General features: G+C 58.8%; 10 protein-coding genes. 6 read left to right on the top strand and 4 right to left on the bottom strand.

Going from position 1 to position 17,388, the window contains the following annotated elements; translation table 11 throughout:
- Positions 1-437 precede the first annotated feature (437 nt).
- The 4 genes from metA (at position 438) to aceK (ending at position 6,424) form a co-directional block, all read left to right on the top strand.
- Positions 438-1,367, top strand: a complete 930-nt coding sequence (gene metA, locus DXX3274_RS19830; protein ID WP_039693078.1) for a homoserine O-succinyltransferase — start codon at positions 438-440, stop codon at positions 1,365-1,367.
- Positions 1,368-1,659: 292 nt separating this feature from the next.
- A complete protein-coding gene (gene aceB, locus DXX3274_RS19825) occupies positions 1,660-3,258 on the top strand; it encodes a malate synthase A (protein ID WP_042861299.1) in 1,599 nt (532 codons plus the stop codon).
- A 23-nt stretch (positions 3,259-3,281) separates the two neighbouring features.
- Positions 3,282-4,589 (top strand): isocitrate lyase, encoded by a 1,308-nt coding sequence (aceA, locus tag DXX3274_RS19820; protein ID WP_042861297.1) that lies wholly within the window; start codon positions 3,282-3,284, stop codon positions 4,587-4,589.
- Positions 4,590-4,666: 77 nt separating this feature from the next.
- Positions 4,667-6,424, top strand: a complete 1,758-nt coding sequence (aceK, locus tag DXX3274_RS19815) for a bifunctional isocitrate dehydrogenase kinase/phosphatase (protein ID WP_042861296.1) — start codon at positions 4,667-4,669, stop codon at positions 6,422-6,424.
- Positions 6,425-6,430: 6 nt separating this feature from the next.
- Here aceK and iclR read toward each other — a convergent pair whose 3' ends face one another.
- The gene (iclR, locus tag DXX3274_RS19810) at positions 6,431-7,261 is read right to left on the bottom strand and encodes a glyoxylate bypass operon transcriptional repressor IclR (protein WP_042861295.1); all 831 of its coding nucleotides are present in this window, start codon (positions 7,259-7,261) and stop codon (positions 6,431-6,433) included.
- 164 nt (positions 7,262-7,425) lie between these two features.
- Here iclR and metH point away from each other — a divergent pair, with 164 nt between their 5' ends.
- Complete coding sequence (gene metH, locus DXX3274_RS19805; RefSeq protein ID WP_042862238.1) at positions 7,426-11,109, top strand: methionine synthase; 3,684 nt, start codon at positions 7,426-7,428, stop codon at positions 11,107-11,109.
- 66 nt (positions 11,110-11,175) lie between these two features.
- Here the strand turns inward: metH and DXX3274_RS19800 are convergent, their stop codons facing one another.
- Positions 11,176-12,630: a DASS family sodium-coupled anion symporter gene (locus DXX3274_RS19800; protein ID WP_042861294.1), complete on the bottom strand. Its 1,455-nt coding sequence runs from the start codon at positions 12,628-12,630 to the stop codon at positions 11,176-11,178.
- Between the two features lie 309 nt (positions 12,631-12,939).
- Here DXX3274_RS19800 and DXX3274_RS19795 point away from each other — a divergent pair, with 309 nt between their 5' ends.
- Positions 12,940-14,586 (top strand): Na/Pi cotransporter family protein, encoded by a 1,647-nt coding sequence (locus DXX3274_RS19795; protein ID WP_042861292.1) that lies wholly within the window; start codon positions 12,940-12,942, stop codon positions 14,584-14,586.
- A gap of 66 nt (positions 14,587-14,652) precedes the next feature.
- On the opposite strand, the gene DXX3274_RS24435 is transcribed toward DXX3274_RS19795, so the two are convergent.
- Positions 14,653-15,687 (bottom strand): methyl-accepting chemotaxis protein, encoded by a 1,035-nt coding sequence (locus tag DXX3274_RS24435; protein WP_042861291.1) that lies wholly within the window; start codon positions 15,685-15,687, stop codon positions 14,653-14,655.
- 223 nt (positions 15,688-15,910) lie between these two features.
- Complete coding sequence (gene lysC, locus DXX3274_RS19785; protein ID WP_042861290.1) at positions 15,911-17,275, bottom strand: lysine-sensitive aspartokinase 3; 1,365 nt, start codon at positions 17,273-17,275, stop codon at positions 15,911-15,913.
- Between the last annotated feature and the right edge of the window lie 113 nt (positions 17,276-17,388).

Below are 17,388 nucleotides of genomic sequence, written 5' to 3'. Positions count from 1 at the left end.
TGGTGGGACTGGTCTGTCAGGACAGGCGGATACGGCCGGCGGCGCAGTGGCTCACGGTCTGGTCCGGTTCTGTCTTCCGGCGTTGTGTGGCTCTTCCTCTGTGTACCCGTCCCCTTTTTTGTGCCTGCCGGCAGAGAAAACATCCCTCAATAATCCCTCAGAATCAGTTAGACTATGCCTAACTTTCTGCAATATCTTCCCTTTATCTCTCCCTCTCCGTGGTTCCCATTTTACTCTGCATCAGCAGAAGGATCGTCTCGCTTTGCGTCATACTGTGTAATTCTTATGCTAAAAATGGATATATAAATCTGATTTCTGATGAAAGATTTTCAACCAGACGGTTATGTACTCGACATTGCTCTGGAAAGTCGTTATCTTCGGCAGCCTAGAAGGCTAAACGTATAAACGTATAAACGTATGCAGTGAGGTGTAAGGTTATGCCAATCCGGGTTCCTGATGAGTTGCCAGCTGTCAGCTTCTTGCGCAATGAAAACGTCTTTGTAATGCCGTCTTCCCGAGCCAGAACGCAGGAAATTCGTCCGTTGAAGGTGTTGGTGCTTAACCTGATGCCAAAGAAAATCGAAACGGAGAATCAGTTCCTGCGGCTCCTGTCGAATTCGCCACTGCAGGTGGATATTCAGTTGTTGCGCATCGATAGCCGGGAATCGAAGAACACGCCTACGGAGCACCTCAATAACTTCTACTGTGACTTTGAAGATATCGAGCACGAAAACTTTGACGGTTTGATCGTGACCGGCGCGCCGCTGGGGCTGGTGGATTTTTGCGATGTGGTGTACTGGCCGCAGATCGAGCGGGTGGTTAACTGGGCCAAAGAGCATGTCACTTCTACACTGTTTGTGTGTTGGGCGGTTCAGGCGGCGTTAAATGTGCTGTACGGCATCCCCAAGCTGACCCGCGATGTGAAATTATCTGGTGTGTATTCACACCATACGTTGCAACCGCACGCCCTATTGACGCGCGGTTTTGACGAAACCTTTCTGGCTCCACATTCCCGCTATGCGGATTTTCCTTCCGATGTGATTCGTGAACACACCGATCTGGATATTCTGGTGGAGTCTGAGGAAGCCGGCGCCTACCTGTTTGCCAGCAAGGATAAGCGGCTGGCGTTTGTGACCGGGCACCCGGAGTACGATGCGCTGACATTATCGAGCGAGTATTTCCGTGACTGCGATGCCGGCCTTAACCCAGTGATCCCGGTGAACTACTTTCCGGGGGATAACCCCCAGAAAACACCGCGAGCGACCTGGCGTAGCCACGGTCATCTGCTGTTTTCCAACTGGCTGAATTACTATGTTTACCAGATCACACCGTTCGATTTGCGTCATATGAATCCCACGCTGGACTGATTCTTCTCTCTTACTCTATCCCGTCAGGCGCCTCATGGCGCCTTTTCTTTTTCCTGCTCAAGCGATCTCCGACTTCCTCCCCTTGCTGGTCATGGAATGCATTTCTCTATTACGCATAACTTTAATTTTAAACTAATCATATGGTTGAGTTTAATTTAAATTAAAAATGGAAATTGTTTTTGATTTTTAATTTTGTTGGATTAGGCTTAGTTCTGTTGGCTGAAAAATGTTCGGGATGAGTTCACTGATTGAGCGACCGATAAGGCGAAGACAGCGGAATAGGAACGACGACATGACACAACAGACGATAAGCAGGGAACTGGTGTTCACCACCGCATTTGGTGAGGCAGAGCGGCAGATTCTGACGGCAGAGGCGGTGGATTTTCTCACGGCGTTGGTCAGCCGGTTTACACCGCAGCGTAATCGCTTACTGGCGGAACGTCAGGCGGTACAGGCAAAAATTGATAGCGGCGTGTTGCCTGGTTTTATTTCGGAAATGGATTCCATAAGAAAATCAGACTGGAAGATTCGTGGTATTCCCGCTGACCTGCTGGATCGCCGGGTGGAGATTACCGGCCCGGTGGAACGAAAAATGGTGATTAACGCCCTGAATGCCAACGTGAAAGTCTTTATGGCGGACTTTGAAGATTCGCTGGCGCCCAGTTGGTCGAAAGTGATTGAAGGGCAAATCAATTTACGGGATGCGGTGCGCGGCACCATCACCTACACCAGCGAGGCAGGAAAAATTTATCAGCTCAAGCCTGACCCGGCGGTGCTGATTTGTCGGGTGCGTGGTCTGCACCTGCCGGAAAAACACGTGTTGTGGAATGATGAACCCATCCCCGGCAGTCTGTTCGATTTTGCGCTCTATTTTTTCCATAACTACCGCCAGCTGCTGGCAAAAGGCAGCGGCCCCTATTTCTACCTACCGAAAACCCAGTCCTGGCAGGAAGCCGCCTGGTGGAGCGAGGTGTTCAGCTATACCGAAGAACGTTTTGGCCTGACGCGCGGCACCATCAAAGCCACCATCTTGATTGAAACCCTGCCCGCCGTGTTCCAGATGGACGAAATTCTCTATCACCTGCGTGACCATATTGTCGGGCTGAACTGCGGTCGTTGGGACTACATTTTCAGCTACATCAAAACGTTGAAAAATCATCCGGACCGGGTATTGCCGGACCGGCAATCAGTAACGATGGACAAACCATTCCTGAATGCTTATTCGCGCTTGCTGATCAAAATCTGTCACCGGCGCGGCGCGTTTGCGATGGGTGGTATGGCCGCGTTCATTCCCAGCAAAGACGCGGAGCGCAACGCGTGGGTGCAGGAAAAAGTCAGGCAGGACAAGGAGCTGGAGGCCAACAATGGTCATGACGGCACTTGGGTAGCCCACCCCGGTCTGGCCGACACGGTGATGCCAGTGTTCGATCGCCTGCTGGGCGATCGTCCCAATCAACTGGATGTGCTGCGTGAAGACGATGCGCCGGTGACCGCCGACGAATTGCTGGCGCCTTGTCCTGGGGAGCGTACCGAAGCCGGCATGCGCGCCAATATCCGCGTCGCGGTGCAATACATCGAAGCCTGGATTTCCGGCAACGGCTGTGTGCCGATTTACGGGCTGATGGAGGATGCCGCCACCGCTGAGATCTCCCGCACCTCCATCTGGCAGTGGATTCACCACGGCAAAACTCTCAGTGACGGCAGGGTGGTGACTAAGCCGTTGTTTCGCCAGATGCTGGCGGAAGAGATGCAGGTTATCCGCGGTGAGCTGGGCGACGCTCGTTTCGACGGCGGCCGTTTCGATGACGCCGCCCGTTTAATGGAACGCATCACCACGCAGGACGCATTAATCGATTTTCTCACCTTACCCGGTTACGACTTACTTGATTAATCCTGTTTAAAAAAGGAATCGCTATGAGCACCTCTCGTACCCAACAAATCGAGCAACTGGAACAAGAGTGGAACACGCCGCGCTGGAAAGGCATTACCCGCCCGTACCGCGCCGAGGATGTGGTGAATCTGCGCGGGTCGGTGAACCCCGCCTGCACGCTGGCGCAACTGGGCGCGGAAAAGCTGTGGAAGCTGTTGAACGGTAAGTCGCGTAAAGGCTACGTCAACTGCCTCGGCGCGTTAACCGGCGGGCAGGCGTTGCAGCAGGCGAAAGCCGGGCTGGAGGCGATATATCTGTCCGGCTGGCAGGTGGCGGCGGATGCCAATCTGGCCGCCAGCATGTACCCGGACCAGTCGCTCTACCCGTCCAACTCGGTGCCGTCGGTGGTGCAGCGTATCAACAACACTTTCCGGCGCGCGGATCAAATCCAGTGGGCCAACGGCATCGGGCAGGATGACCCGCGTTATACCGACTACTTTTTGCCGATCGTCGCCGATGCGGAAGCCGGTTTCGGTGGGGTACTGAACGCGTTTGAACTGATGAAATCGATGATTGAAGCGGGTGCCGCCGCGGTTCATTTTGAAGACCAACTGGCGTCGGTGAAGAAGTGCGGCCATATGGGCGGCAAGGTGCTGGTGCCGACGCAGGAAGCGGTGCAGAAACTGGTGGCGGCCCGGCTGGCGGCGGATGTGCTGGGCGTGCCGACATTGCTGGTGGCGCGTACCGACGCCGACGCGGCCGATTTGCTGACCTCGGATTGTGATGATTACGACCGGGATTTCGTCACCGGCGAGCGTACGGTGGAAGGGTTTTACCGTACCCGCGCCGGGGTGGAGCAGGCGATCAGCCGTGGGCTGGCGTATGCCCCCTACGCCGATCTGGTGTGGTGCGAAACCTCAACGCCCGACCTGGCGCTGGCGCGGCGTTTCGCCGAAGCGATTCATGCCCGTTTTCCCGGCAAACTGTTGGCCTACAACTGTTCGCCGTCGTTCAACTGGAAGAAGAATCTGGACGATCGCACCATCGCCCGTTTTCAGGATGAACTGTCGGAGATGGGCTACAAATACCAGTTCATCACGCTGGCGGGTATCCACAGCATGTGGTTCAACATGTTCGACCTGGCGCATGCCTATGCGCAGGGCGAAGGCATGAAGCACTACGTGGAGAAAGTGCAGCAACCGGAATTCGCGGCCATTAAAGAAGGTTACACCTTCTCGTCCCACCAGCAGGAAGTGGGCACCGGTTATTTCGACAAGGTGACTACCCTGATTCAGGGCGGCGCGTCGTCTGTCACCGCGCTGACCGGTTCGACGGAAGAACAGCAGTTCTGAACCGGAATATCGCACCATCGCGGCCAGCCTGATGCTGGCCGCGTGTCGTTACATCGATGGCGTCAGAGGAGAGGTGGATGAGTCGAGGTCGGGAACAACTGGTGGCGCAGACCATTCTGCAAGGGTTCGATGCGCAGTATGGCCGGTTTCTGGAAGTGACTGCCGGCGCACAGCAGCGCTTCGAGCAGGCGGACTGGCATGCGGTGCAGCAGGCGATGAAGCAGCGTATCCAGCTCTATGACCATCATGTCGGGCTGGTGGTGGAGCAACTGGGCTGCATCACCGACCGGCAGTGTTACGACGCGGCGTTCGTCGCGCGGGTCAAACAGATTTATACCGCGCTGTTGCCGGACTATCCGCGCTTCGAGATTGCGGAGAGCTTTTTCAACTCAGTGTATTGCCGGCTGTTTCATCACCGGGAACTGACGCCGGACAAACTGTTTGTGTTCAGTTCGCAGCCGGCGCGACGTTTTCAGGAAATCCCGCGTCCGCTGGCTCGTACTTACCAGCCCGACAGTGGCTGGCCCGCGATGCTGGAGGCGGTGCTGACCGCCTTGCCGCTGCGGTTGCAGTGGGAAGACCTGACGCGAGACATCGGCTATGTGCTGCGGTCGCTGCGGGAAGCGTTCCCGGCGGCGTCGCTGGCGAACGCTTCGCTACAGGTGGCGAACGAGCTGTTTTACCGCAACAAAGCGGCCTGGCTGGTGGGGAAACTGCGTTTGCCTGGCGGCGTGTTCCCGTTTTTGCTGCCGATTCATCACGACGAGCGCGGCGCGCTGTTTATCGATACCTGCCTGACCCGCCATGCGGACGCCAGTATTGTGTTTGGCTTCGCCCGTTCCTACTTCATGGTTTACGCGCCGCTGCCGTCGGCGCTGGTCGCCTGGCTGCGGGAGATTTTGCCGGGTAAAACCACCGCGGAGTTGTATCTGGCGATCGGCTGTCAGAAACACAGCAAGACCGAATATTACCGGGAGTACCTCGATTTCATCGCCAGTACGCAGGAGCCGTTCATTACCGCGCCGGGGGTGAAAGGGATGGTGATGCTGGTGTTCACGCTGCCGACGTTTGACCGGGTGTTCAAGGTGATCAAAGATCGGTTTGCGCCGCAAAAAGAGGTCAGCGAGGCGCGAGTGCGAGAGTGCTACCGGCTGGTGAAGGAGCACGACCGCGTCGGACGCATGGCGGACACCCAGGAGTATGAAAATTTCGTGCTGGAGAAAGCGCGCATCAGCCCGGAATTGCTGGCGGAGCTATGGCGGGAAGTGCCGGATAAACTGGAAGACCTTGGCGACCGGCTGGTGATTCGTCATCTGTACATGGAGCGTCGCATGACGCCGCTAAATCTTTACCTGGAACAGGTTAACGGTCAGGCGCTGCGCGATGTGATTGAAGAGTACGGCAACGCCATCCGGCAACTGGCGGCGGCCAATATCTTTCCCGGCGATATGCTGTTCAAGAACTTCGGCGTCACCCGCCACGGCCGGGTGGTGTTTTATGACTACGACGAAATCTGCTACATGACCGAGGTGAATTTCCGCGACATTCCGCCGCCCCGCGATCCGGCGGACGAACTGGCGGCCGAACCCTGGTACAGCGTCGGGCCGAATGATGTGTTTCCGGAAGAGTTTCGCCAGTTTCTGTGCAGCGACCGCCGCTTGCTGCCGCTGTTTGAAGAGCTGCACGGCGATCTGTTTCGGGCTGAATACTGGCGGGCGTTGCAGCAGCGGATTCGCGACGGTCACATCGAAGATGTCTACGCTTACCGGCGCAGAAAACGCTTCAGCTTACGTTATGCCGACCCGGTAACGTCAGCGGACGCGCTGACGTCATAACGCCGGTCAGCGCGCGCCGCCGTACTGATAGGTTACCTCTTTCGCCGCCTTGATCACCAGCGCGCCCAGTTCGGTGATGCGATCGTCGGTGATACGGGATACCGGTCCGGAAATGGAGATGGCGGCAAACGCCTCGTGGTGTTCGTCCAGAATGCAGGCGGCGACGCAGCGCAGGCCCAGCGCGTGTTCCTCATCGTCCAGCGCGTAGCCCTGGCGGCGAATGCTGGTCAGGTTTTCCTTCAGCGTCTGGGCGCTGAGGGTGTGCGGGGTATAGCTGTGCAGCCCTTTGCGGTGCAGCAGTTGGGTGATGTTGTCGTCCGGCAGCATGGCGAGGAACGCTTTGCCGGCGCCGGATGCGTGCATCGGCAGTTTGCCGCCGATCGGCGCGGACATGCGCATCAGCGCGGTACACTGCACCTGATCGATGATAATGGCCTGATAATCACTCTGATCCAGCACCGCCAGATTCACCGTTTCACCAGAACTCTCCATCAACTGACGCAGCATCGGGTGCACCAGACTGAGCAGATTACGGCTTTGCAGAAAGCTGCTGCCGACGATAAACGCATGGGTGCCGATGGTCCACAATCCCAAATCGCCGACCTGGCGCACAAATCCCTGCTGCTGCATGGTGGTCAACAACCGATGGGTCGTGGAATTGGGCAGGCCCGCCTGCTGGGCCAGATCGGTCAGCGCGATGCTGCCGTTGGCTTTGGCGATGTATTCCAGCAGCGTCAGTCCGCGGGTCAACGACTGGACTTGTCCAGCAGGCTGAGTGGGGCTGGCGGCGGCAGCGCGGGGTTTTTTGCCGCGTTTGGCGGGTTCGGGTGGCGTCATCGTCGATTTCCTTTTTCATATCATGGAATCGATTTTCGTTTTTTTAGCGCAGAATGCAACCGTCTTGTCAGGCGGTTTTATCAACAGGGTACTGCGCTGGCGCGGCGGGCTGTTGTGCTAGGATAAGGATTCGCACAGACGAGGGTGATAACGAGAATAACATGATGGCAAATCGGTTACAGGCATTACAGCGGCAACTGGCGCAACGCATTATGATTCTGGACGGCGGCATGGGCACCATGATCCAGAGCTACCGTCTGCAGGAAGAGGATTACCGCGGCGAACGCTTTGCCGACTGGCACTGCGACCTGAAAGGTAATAACGACCTGCTGGTGCTGAGTAAACCGGAGGTGATCACCGCCATTCATAACGATTATCTGGCGGCGGGCGCGGATATTCTGGAAACCAACACCTTCAACGCCACCCGCATCGCCATGGCTGACTACGAGATGGAAGCGCTGTCGGCGGAAATCAATACCGTCGCCGCCCGGCTGGCGCGCGCCTGCGCCGACGAGTGGACGGCGCGTACGCCGGAGCGGCCGCGCTATGTCGCCGGAGTGCTGGGGCCAACCAACCGCACCGCGTCGATCTCGCCGGACGTCAATGACCCGGCGTACCGCAATGTTAGCTTCGACCAACTGGTGGACGCGTACCGTGAATCGACCCGCGCGCTGGTTGAAGGCGGCGTTGATATCATCCTGATCGAAACCATTTTCGACACCCTGAACGCTAAAGCCGCCATTTTTGCGGTAGAAACCGAATTCGAAGCGCTGGGCGTCACGCTGCCGGTGATGATCTCCGGCACCATTACCGATGCCTCCGGCCGTACCTTGTCCGGGCAGACTACCGAGGCGTTTTATAACTCGCTGCGCCACGCCCGGCCGCTGTCGTTCGGTCTTAACTGCGCGTTGGGGCCGGACGAGCTGCGTCAGTACGTGGCGGAACTGTCGCGCATCGCCGAGTGCTACGTGACGGCGCACCCCAACGCCGGCTTGCCGAACGCCTTCGGAGAATACGATCTGGATGCGGACGAGATGGCGCGCCAGATCGGCGAGTGGGCGCAATCCGGCTTCCTGAACATTATCGGCGGATGCTGCGGCACCACGCCTGAGCACATCGCCGCGATGGTGAAAGCCGTGGATGGCGTAGCGCCGCGCGCGTTGCCGACGCTGCCGGTAGCTTGCCGCCTGTCCGGGCTGGAGCCGCTGAATATCGGCGACGACACGCTGTTCGTTAACGTCGGCGAACGTACCAACGTTACCGGTTCCGCTAAATTTAAACGTCTGATTAAAGAAGAAAAGTACAACGAAGCGTTGGACGTGGCGCGTCAACAGGTGGAAAGCGGCGCGCAGATCATCGACATCAACATGGACGAGGGCATGCTCAACGCCGAAGCGGCGATGGTGCGTTTCCTCAACCTGATCGCCGGCGAGCCGGATATCGCCCGGGTGCCGATCATGATCGACTCCTCCAAGTGGGAGGTGGTGGAAGCCGGGCTGAAGTGCATTCAGGGCAAGGGCATCGTCAACTCGATTTCGATGAAAGAAGGCGTGGAGGCCTTTGTGCATCACGCCCGGCTGGTGCGCCGTTACGGCGCCGCCGTGGTGGTGATGGCGTTTGACGAAGTGGGGCAGGCGGATACCCGCGCACGCAAGATTGAGATTTGCCGCCGTGCTTACCACATCCTGACCGAAGAGGTCGGTTTCCCGCCGGAAGACATCATTTTCGACCCGAACATTTTTGCCGTCGCTACCGGCATTGATGAGCACAACAATTATGCGGTGGACTTTATCGAGGCCTGCGTCGACATCAAAGCCCAACTGCCGCACGCACTGATTTCCGGCGGCGTGTCCAACGTGTCGTTCTCGTTTCGCGGCAACGAGCCGGTGCGTGAGGCGATTCACGCCGTGTTCCTGTATTACGCCATCCGCAACGGCATGGACATGGGTATCGTCAACGCCGGTCAGCTGGCGATCTACGATGATTTACCCGCCGAGCTGCGCGATGCGGTGGAGGACGTGATTCTCAACCGGCGCGACGACGGCACCGAACGGCTGCTGGCGATTGCCGAGAAGTATCGCGGCAGCAAATCCGATGACGACAGCAACAAAGGCGCGGCCGAATGGCGCGGCTGGCCGGTGAGAAAACGGCTGGAATACGCGCTGGTCAAAGGCATCACCGAGTTTATCGAGCCGGACACCGAGGAAGCGCGGGCGCAGTCGACTCGCCCTATCGAAGTGATCGAAGGGCCGCTGATGGACGGCATGAACGTGGTCGGCGACCTGTTCGGCGCCGGCAAAATGTTCCTGCCGCAGGTAGTGAAGTCGGCGCGAGTGATGAAGCAGGCGGTGGCGTATCTGGAACCGTTCATTCAGGCCAGCAAAGAGCAGGGCTCAAGCGCCGGCAAGATTCTGCTGGCGACGGTGAAGGGCGACGTACACGATATCGGCAAGAACATCGTCGGCGTGGTATTGCAGTGCAACAACTATGAAATTATCGATCTGGGCGTGATGGTACCGACCGACAAGATCCTCAAGACCGCGCGCGAGGAGAATGTCGATATCATCGGCCTGTCGGGGTTGATTACCCCGTCGCTGGATGAAATGGTCAACGTCGCCAAAGAGATGGAGCGCCAGGGTTTTACGCTGCCGTTGCTGATCGGCGGCGCCACCACGTCCAAGGCGCACACCGCGGTGAAGATCGAGCAGAATTACAGCGGCCCGACGGTATACGTGCAGAATGCGTCGCGCTCGGTGGGTGTGGTGTCGGCGCTGCTGTCGGACAGTCAGCGCGGCGACTTTGTAGCGCGTATCCGCAAAGAATACGAAACGGTGCGCATCCAGCACGGTCGCAAAAAACCGCGCACGCCGCCGGTAGCGCTGGGCGTGGCGCGCGACAACGCCATGCCGATCGACTGGGAAAACTATACGCCGCCGGTGGCGCATCGCCTCGGCGTGCAGCCGGTTTCCGCCGGCATCGAGACATTGCGTAACTACATCGACTGGACGCCGTTCTTTATGACCTGGTCGCTGGCGGGCAAATACCCCAATATTCTTGAAGACGAGGTGGTGGGCGAGGAGGCTAAGCGTCTGTTTGCCGATGCCAACGCCATGCTGGATACCCTGTCGGCCAGCGGCACGTTGAACCCGCGCGGGGTGGTGGGGCTGTTCCCGGCCAACCGGGTGGGCGATGACATCGAAATCTATACCGACGAGCGTCGTACCGAGGTGCTGACCGTCAGCCATCATCTGCGCCAGCAAACCGAAAAGACCGATTTTCCCAACTACTGTCTGGCGGATTTTGTCGCGCCGAAAACCAGCGGCAAGCCGGATTATTTCGGCGCGTTCGCGGTGACCGGCGGGCTGGAAGAGGACGAGCTGGCGGCGCAGTGGGAAGCGCAGCACGACGACTACAACAAGATCATGCTCAAAGCGCTGGCGGACCGGCTGGCGGAAGCGTTCGCCGAATACCTGCACGAGCGGGTGCGCAAGGTCCACTGGGGCTATGCGCCGAACGAGAACCTCGGCAATGACGAGCTGATCCGCGAGAACTATCAGGGCATCCGACCGGCGCCGGGTTACCCGGCCTGTCCGGACCACACCGAAAAAGCGACCATCTGGCAATTGCTGGACGTGGACAATACCGTCGGCATGAAGCTCACCGAGTCCTACGCCATGTGGCCGGGCGCGTCGGTGTCCGGCTGGTACTTCAGCCACCCGGACAGCAAGTATTTCGCCGTGGCGCAAATTCAGCGCGACCAGGTGGAAGATTACGCCGTTCGTAAATCGTTGCCGATCGACGAGGTGGAGCGCTGGCTGGCGCCGAATCTGGGGTATGATGCGGATTGATTAGCTGGACGATGAAAAACACAGGCCGGGTTACCCCGGCCTGTGTTTTTTGATACCTGAATCGGCTTAGTAAAGCCCGATCACCTTCCACCACAACAGACCGGCGGACATGAAGATCGCCTGATTGATCAGGCTGATGACAAAGCCGGTGCGCCACCAAACGGCGGTGGGCACGTAACCGGCGCCGAACAGAATCGGGCCGCGGGCGTGGGTGTACTGGGTCAGCGAGCAGTACAGGCTGCTGGTGAACGCCAGCATCAGCGCCATCGGCGCCGCCGGGATGTGCAGGTTAATGCCCACGCCGAGGAACACCGCGTACAACGCCGCGATTTGGGCATTGCCGCTGGCGAAGAAGTAGTGAGTGTAGAAGTAGGCGGCGTTGAGCAACAGCAACACTAGCACCCAACTGGTGTCCTGCATCAGGTGACCGATGCTGCTGCCGATCAGGTCGCCAAACCAGGTAGTGAAGCCCAGTTTCTTCAACTGGTTAGCCATCATTAGCAGCGCGGCGAACCAGATCAGCGTATCCCATGCGCCTTTCTCGCTCTTGATGTCTTCCCAGCTTAATACCCCGGTCAGCAGCAGGAAGGAGAGGCCGACAAAAGAGGCGGTGGTGGCGTCGACGCCCAGCAGATCGCCGAAAATCCACAACACCAGCAGAATGACCACGGTGGCCGCCATCAGCCATTCGCCGCGCGACATGCGCCCCATTTTTTCCAGTTCGGTGATCGCCAGTTTCGGCGCGTCCGGCGTATGACGGATTTCCGGTTTCGCCAGCATGTAAACGCACAGCGGCACCAGCAGCAGCGAAATCACGCAAGGTACGACCGCTGCGACAAACCAACTGCCCCAGGTGATGGTGACGCCGGCGTTGGCCGCCAGTTTCACCGCCAGCAGGTTACCGGTGTAGCCGGTCATGAACAGCGCGGCGGTGACGTCGTTGACGTTGCCGATACAGGTCACCAGAAAGGTGCCGATCTTGCTGCGGGAAGCGTCTTCCGGCTTGGAGTCAAAGCTGCGCGCCAGCGAGTCGGCAATCGGGTAAATTACCCCGCCGCAGCGGGCGGTGTTGCTGGGCATGGCGGGCGACAGCACCAGGTCGGCGAACGCCAGACCGTAAGCCAGCCCTAGCGTGCGTTTGCCCAGCAGGCGGATCATTTGTAAGGCGATGCGACGGCCCAACCCGGTTTTGATAAAACCGCGGGCAATCATGAATGCGACTACGATCAACCAGATCAGCGAGCTGTTGAGGTCGCTCAACGCGGTCTGGATCGAGGCGCTGGCGCTGGTGTCGCCGGCGGCGTAGGTGAGGGCGAACAGTGTAATGCTGATGATACCGATGGCGCCGATCGGCAGCACGTTCGCCACGATGCTGATGATGGTGGCGACAAACAGTACGGCGGAGTGCCAGGCGGCGGGTTTCAGCCCGGCAGGGGGCGTCAATTGCCAGAAAAAGGCGGTCACAATCATGATGATGAGCAGCGCCAGCCAGTTCAGGCCATATGCGGTTTTGGTCTTCATCCGTATATCCTTAGCTCAGGTCTGAAGAGGATGCCGTCGCCGGTGTCGGGCGAAGCGGCTGATGGAAGAAGCATAACGCCAGAAACGTGCCGCGTGGGGGGAAATACGCCCGGTTATTGATTTAGGCCGTGATTTTAAAAAAATTACGCTTATTTACACCCGCTGAACCACTCAAGAACGGATAAGATGTCAGTAAGATGTCAGAATTAAGACCGTGCGCAAGTGGGGTGCACACCGGGTTTGTGGGCGGGAATGCCACTTTTTCCATAACTATTTTTAACTATTTTTGACTGAGGGAGGCCCAGTTCCGTGTTGACGCTGCTGCATTTATTGTCCGCCATCGCGCTGCTGGTCTGGGGGACGCATATTGTTCGTACCGGGATTATGCGGGTGTACGGCGCCCGCCTGCGGCGAACGATCAGCGATAGCGTGAGCCGTAAGCCGCTGGCCTTTCTTGCCGGCATCGGCGTGACCGCGCTGGTGCAGAGCAGCAACGCCACCGCGCTGCTCACGATCTCTTTTGTCTCGCAGGGGTTGATTGCGCTGGCGCCGGCGCTGGTGATTATTCTGGGGGCGGATGTCGGCACCGCGCTGATGGTGCGGCTGCTGACGTTTGATCTCTCCTGGCTGTCGCCATTGCTGATTTTCCTCGGGGTCATCTTTTTCCTCAGTTGCAAGCAGACCCGCGCCGGACAGCAAGGGCGGATTGCCATCGGTCTGGGGCTGATCCTGCTGGCGCTGGAGTTGATTGTGGAATCGGCGACGCCGATCACCCAGACCGCTGGGGTTAAGGTGCTGTTTTCCTCGCTGACTGGCGATGTGATGCTGGATGCGCTGGTTGGGGCGGTGTTCGCCATTGTGAGTTATTCCAGTCTGGCGGCGGTGCTGTTGACCGCCACCCTGACCGCCAGCCATGTGATTTCCCTGGATGTGGCGTTGTGTCTGGTGATCGGCGCCAATCTGGGCAGCGGCATTCTGGCGCTGGCGAATGCCAGCGCGCAAGGTCCGGCGGCGCGGCAGGTGGCGTTGGGAAGCATGTTCTTCAAACTGATTGGCTGTATGCCGGCGCTGCCGGCGATCGGTTATCTGGCGGATTGGATGGAGTCGGTGCCGTTGCCGGATGAGGAACGGGTGATTTATTTCCACCTGTTTTACAACCTGGTGCGCTGCCTGCTGCTGTTGCCATTTGCCGGACGAATGGCGGAGCTGTGCGGCAATCTGGTGCGGGTTGAGCCGGATCTCGATCCGCGGTTGCGCCCCCGTCATCTGGATGTCAGCGCGCTGGATACACCGACGCTGGCGCTGGCTAACGCGGCGCGGGAAACGCTGCGCATCGGCGACGTTATCGAACAGATGCTGAAAATGTTTCAGGGCGCGCTGCGGGGCGAGCGCCAGCAGGTGCGAGAGATCCGTAAACTGGATGACGACGTGGACGTGCTCTACAACGCCATCAAGCTCTATCTGGCGCAGATTGAAAAGGCCGGACTGCATGAACGCGATTCCCGGCGCTGGGCGGAGGTGATTGAGATGGCGCTCAATCTGGAACAGGCCGGCGATATCATCGAGCGGGTGGTTTGCGATCTTGACGCGCATGCGCCAGATGGGCTGCGCGGTTTTTCGACCGCCGGGCGCGACGAGCTTAATGCGTTGTACGAACAACTGATGAGCAACCTGCGGCTGGGGATGTCGGTGTTCCTGTCGTCGGACGTTACCAGCGCCAGACGGCTGCGCCGCGCCAAACACCGTTTTCGTATTCTGAACCGGCGCTACTCCCACGCGCATGTCGACAGGTTGCATCATCAGAATGTGCAGAGTCTGGAAACCAGTTCGCTGCATCTCGGGTTGCTGGGCGATATGAACCGACTGAATTCGTTGTTTTGCGCGGTAGCCTACAACGTGCTGATGGTGACGGAAGAAGAGGACGAAGGGCGGGAGGAGTCCTCGGTTTCCATGTAAGCCACGCAAACCATACTAAGAGCCGGGCGGCTGCGATGGGTTTCGCCGCTGCCCGGCGGTTCATACCTACACGTCCGTTCGCTGTTCGATCACGCCGTACCAGCCCAGGCCCTGATAGCTTTCATAGCCCGGCGTCAGCGCGAAAGACAGGGTTCGTCCGTCGGTTTTATAGTACCCGGACGCCTTTCCTTCAGTCCGTAACGGAAAGTGTTCTCCCAGCGGGGTTGCGTCATCGGAACTGGCGATGACGCGCGACGCGGAATCCACAATCAGGCAGCGTGTATGCCGCCACTCCTGAGCCGTCAGGCGCACATTTCGAACCACCGTTGTGGCCTGCGGCGCCCAGTCGAAGAAAATCAGCAGCACGCCAACCGGGCGGCCATGTTCGTCGCCGTTCTCACGAATCGCCGTGGCGTAGGTCGCGACCGCCGCATTACGTAACAGCGCGATTTTCTGGATATCCGCCGCCGCATAGTCCGTGCCGTTTTTCGTCGCTTTCGCCTGCCGGAAAATGGGCAGGTCGGAGACGTTGCGGCCGGTGACGTCGTAATCCCGCCCGCGTCCGTTCGCCAGCACCGTACCGTTCAGGTCGGTAATCCACAGATCCAGATAAACGGTATAGCTCGACAGAATGACCGATAGCCGATGCGAGGCGTACTGCTTCTCGGCCTGCCCTGGATGAGCGGCGCAGGCGACCACCGCGGTGTCCGTCGCCCACCAGCGCACGTCGCAGGAGCGCTCGTACAGGTTGCGATCGATAATGTCGATCATGTTCAGCGCCTGATCGACATGGCGCCCGTTTTCATGCTCATGCAACCGGGAAATCATGCTGTCGCCCAGTTCAGTCAGCTTTGACAGCGGTCCCGCCAGTTCCTGATTGAGGTCGGTGGTGATGTGGTTAATCAGCGACGCTACGTGTTTAACCTGGCTGGCGACCACCGCAAATCCTCTTCCCGCTTCTCCGGCGCGTGCCGCCTCAATCAAGGCATTCAGGGCGAGAAATGTGGTTTCCCGGTTGATGTGGTCGATATCGGCAATCTTGTTATTGGCGATTTTTCGTATGTGATGACTGAGCTCTACAATTTCACGAGGATTTGCCATGCGTTCACCGTGCTTCCTTTTCCATCCCGCCTTGATGTTTAAACATCGTGTTTTCCGCTGCGGCAGGCTCTGTCGTTTATCCTTTTTTATTGGCTGGGATCATGGAGGCGGCGGCGCTGGCGGACCGCAGGCATAAAAAAATCCGAAACCCGTTTGGGGTTTCGGATTTGCCTGCCGTGATGGTTCGTTGCCGGTTTCATCCCGGCGGGCCATTTATATCGCGTTATTCGAACAGATTGCGGTGCAGCGTCTGGACCACCTGTTCGGCATCGCTGGACGGCACCAGGAAGCACAGGTTATGGCTGCTGGCGCCGTAACAGATGAGGCGGATGTTGAACGGTTCCAGTACCCCGAACACCTCTTTACCGACGCCGCAAGCCTGCGACAGCTTGTTGCCGATCAGCGCCACCAGCGACATGTTCTCTTCCACTTCCACCCGGCACAGCGAGGACAGTTCGGTCAGCAGCGCGCTGGACAGCAGGCTGTCGCCGGTCGAGGTAGAGCCGGTGGTGTCCAGCGTCAGCGCTACGTTGACTTCAGAGGTGGTGATCAGGTCCACCGAGATATTGTGGCGGGCCAGAATGCTGAACACTTCCGCCAGAAAGCCGCGCGCGTGCAGCATGTTGAGGCTGTGCAGGGTCAGCAGCGTCTGTTTGCGACGCAGCGCCAGCGCGCGGAACAGCGGCGGATTGTCGGTCTTGTTGCACACCAATGTGCCGCCGGCCGCCGGGTCTTTGCTGGAGCCGACGAACACCGGAATGTCGCTGCGCACGGCAGGCAACAGCGTGGCCGGGTGCAGCACCTTGGCGCCGAAGGTGGCCATTTCGGCCGCTTCTTCAAAGGTAATCTGGTCGATGCGGTGTGCGGACGGCACCACGCGCGGGTCGGTGGTGTAGATGCCGGGAACGTCGGTCCAGATGTCGATGCGGCCGGCGTTCAGCGCTTCGCCCAGCAGGGCGGCGGTGTAATCGCTGCCGCCGCGGCCCAGCGTGGTGGTGCGGCCTTTGGCTTCGCTGCCGATGAAGCCCTGGGTGATGACAAGCCCCTGCGCCAGACGCGGCGCAAGCTGGCTGCGGGTCAGTTCGCCCAGCGCGTCGCAGTCCGGTTCGGCGCGACCGAAGCGGTCGTTGGTGCGCATGATTTTACGCACGTCGAACCACTCGGCGGCGACGCTGCGTTCGCGCAGAATTTCCACAAACAGCAAGGTGGACATCAGTTCGCCGTGGCTGACCAGTTCATCGGTCAGGGCGTTGGACGTCGCCAGCGCCGCCGCTTCCGACAGGCGGGCCACGTTGTCCAGCATGCGGTCGATCTCTTCACGGATGACGGCCGGCTGGCCCAGCCGGTTGAGGATGGCGTGTTGGATCTGGCGGATTTTTTCCAAATGTTCGGCGCGTTCGACCGGCGGCAAACCTTCCGCCAGCGCCACCAGCAGGTTGGTCACGCCGGCGGAGGCGGACAGCACCACCACCCGGACCTGTGAGTCGGACAGCACGATGTCGGCGCTGCGGTTCATGGCGTCGAAATCAGCGACGCTGGTGCCGCCGAATTTGGCGATAATCAGTGAGTTCTCAGTGTTAGCAGACATTCAAAAACCTCGTGTCAGGGGCGTCATTGTCGTCGTCGACAACAGCATTCCATCGTTAAGCCTTGGCACAAGGGAAGAGCGGTAAGCAGGGGGCAAGCGTAGGAACTGGCTAC

Source organism: Dickeya sp. NCPPB 3274, from assembly GCF_000406205.1.
Classification (GTDB): domain Bacteria; phylum Pseudomonadota; class Gammaproteobacteria; order Enterobacterales; family Enterobacteriaceae; genus Dickeya; species Dickeya fangzhongdai.
Note: the sequence above shows the minus strand (reverse complement) of the source record. Positions and strands in the feature narration are given on the sequence as shown.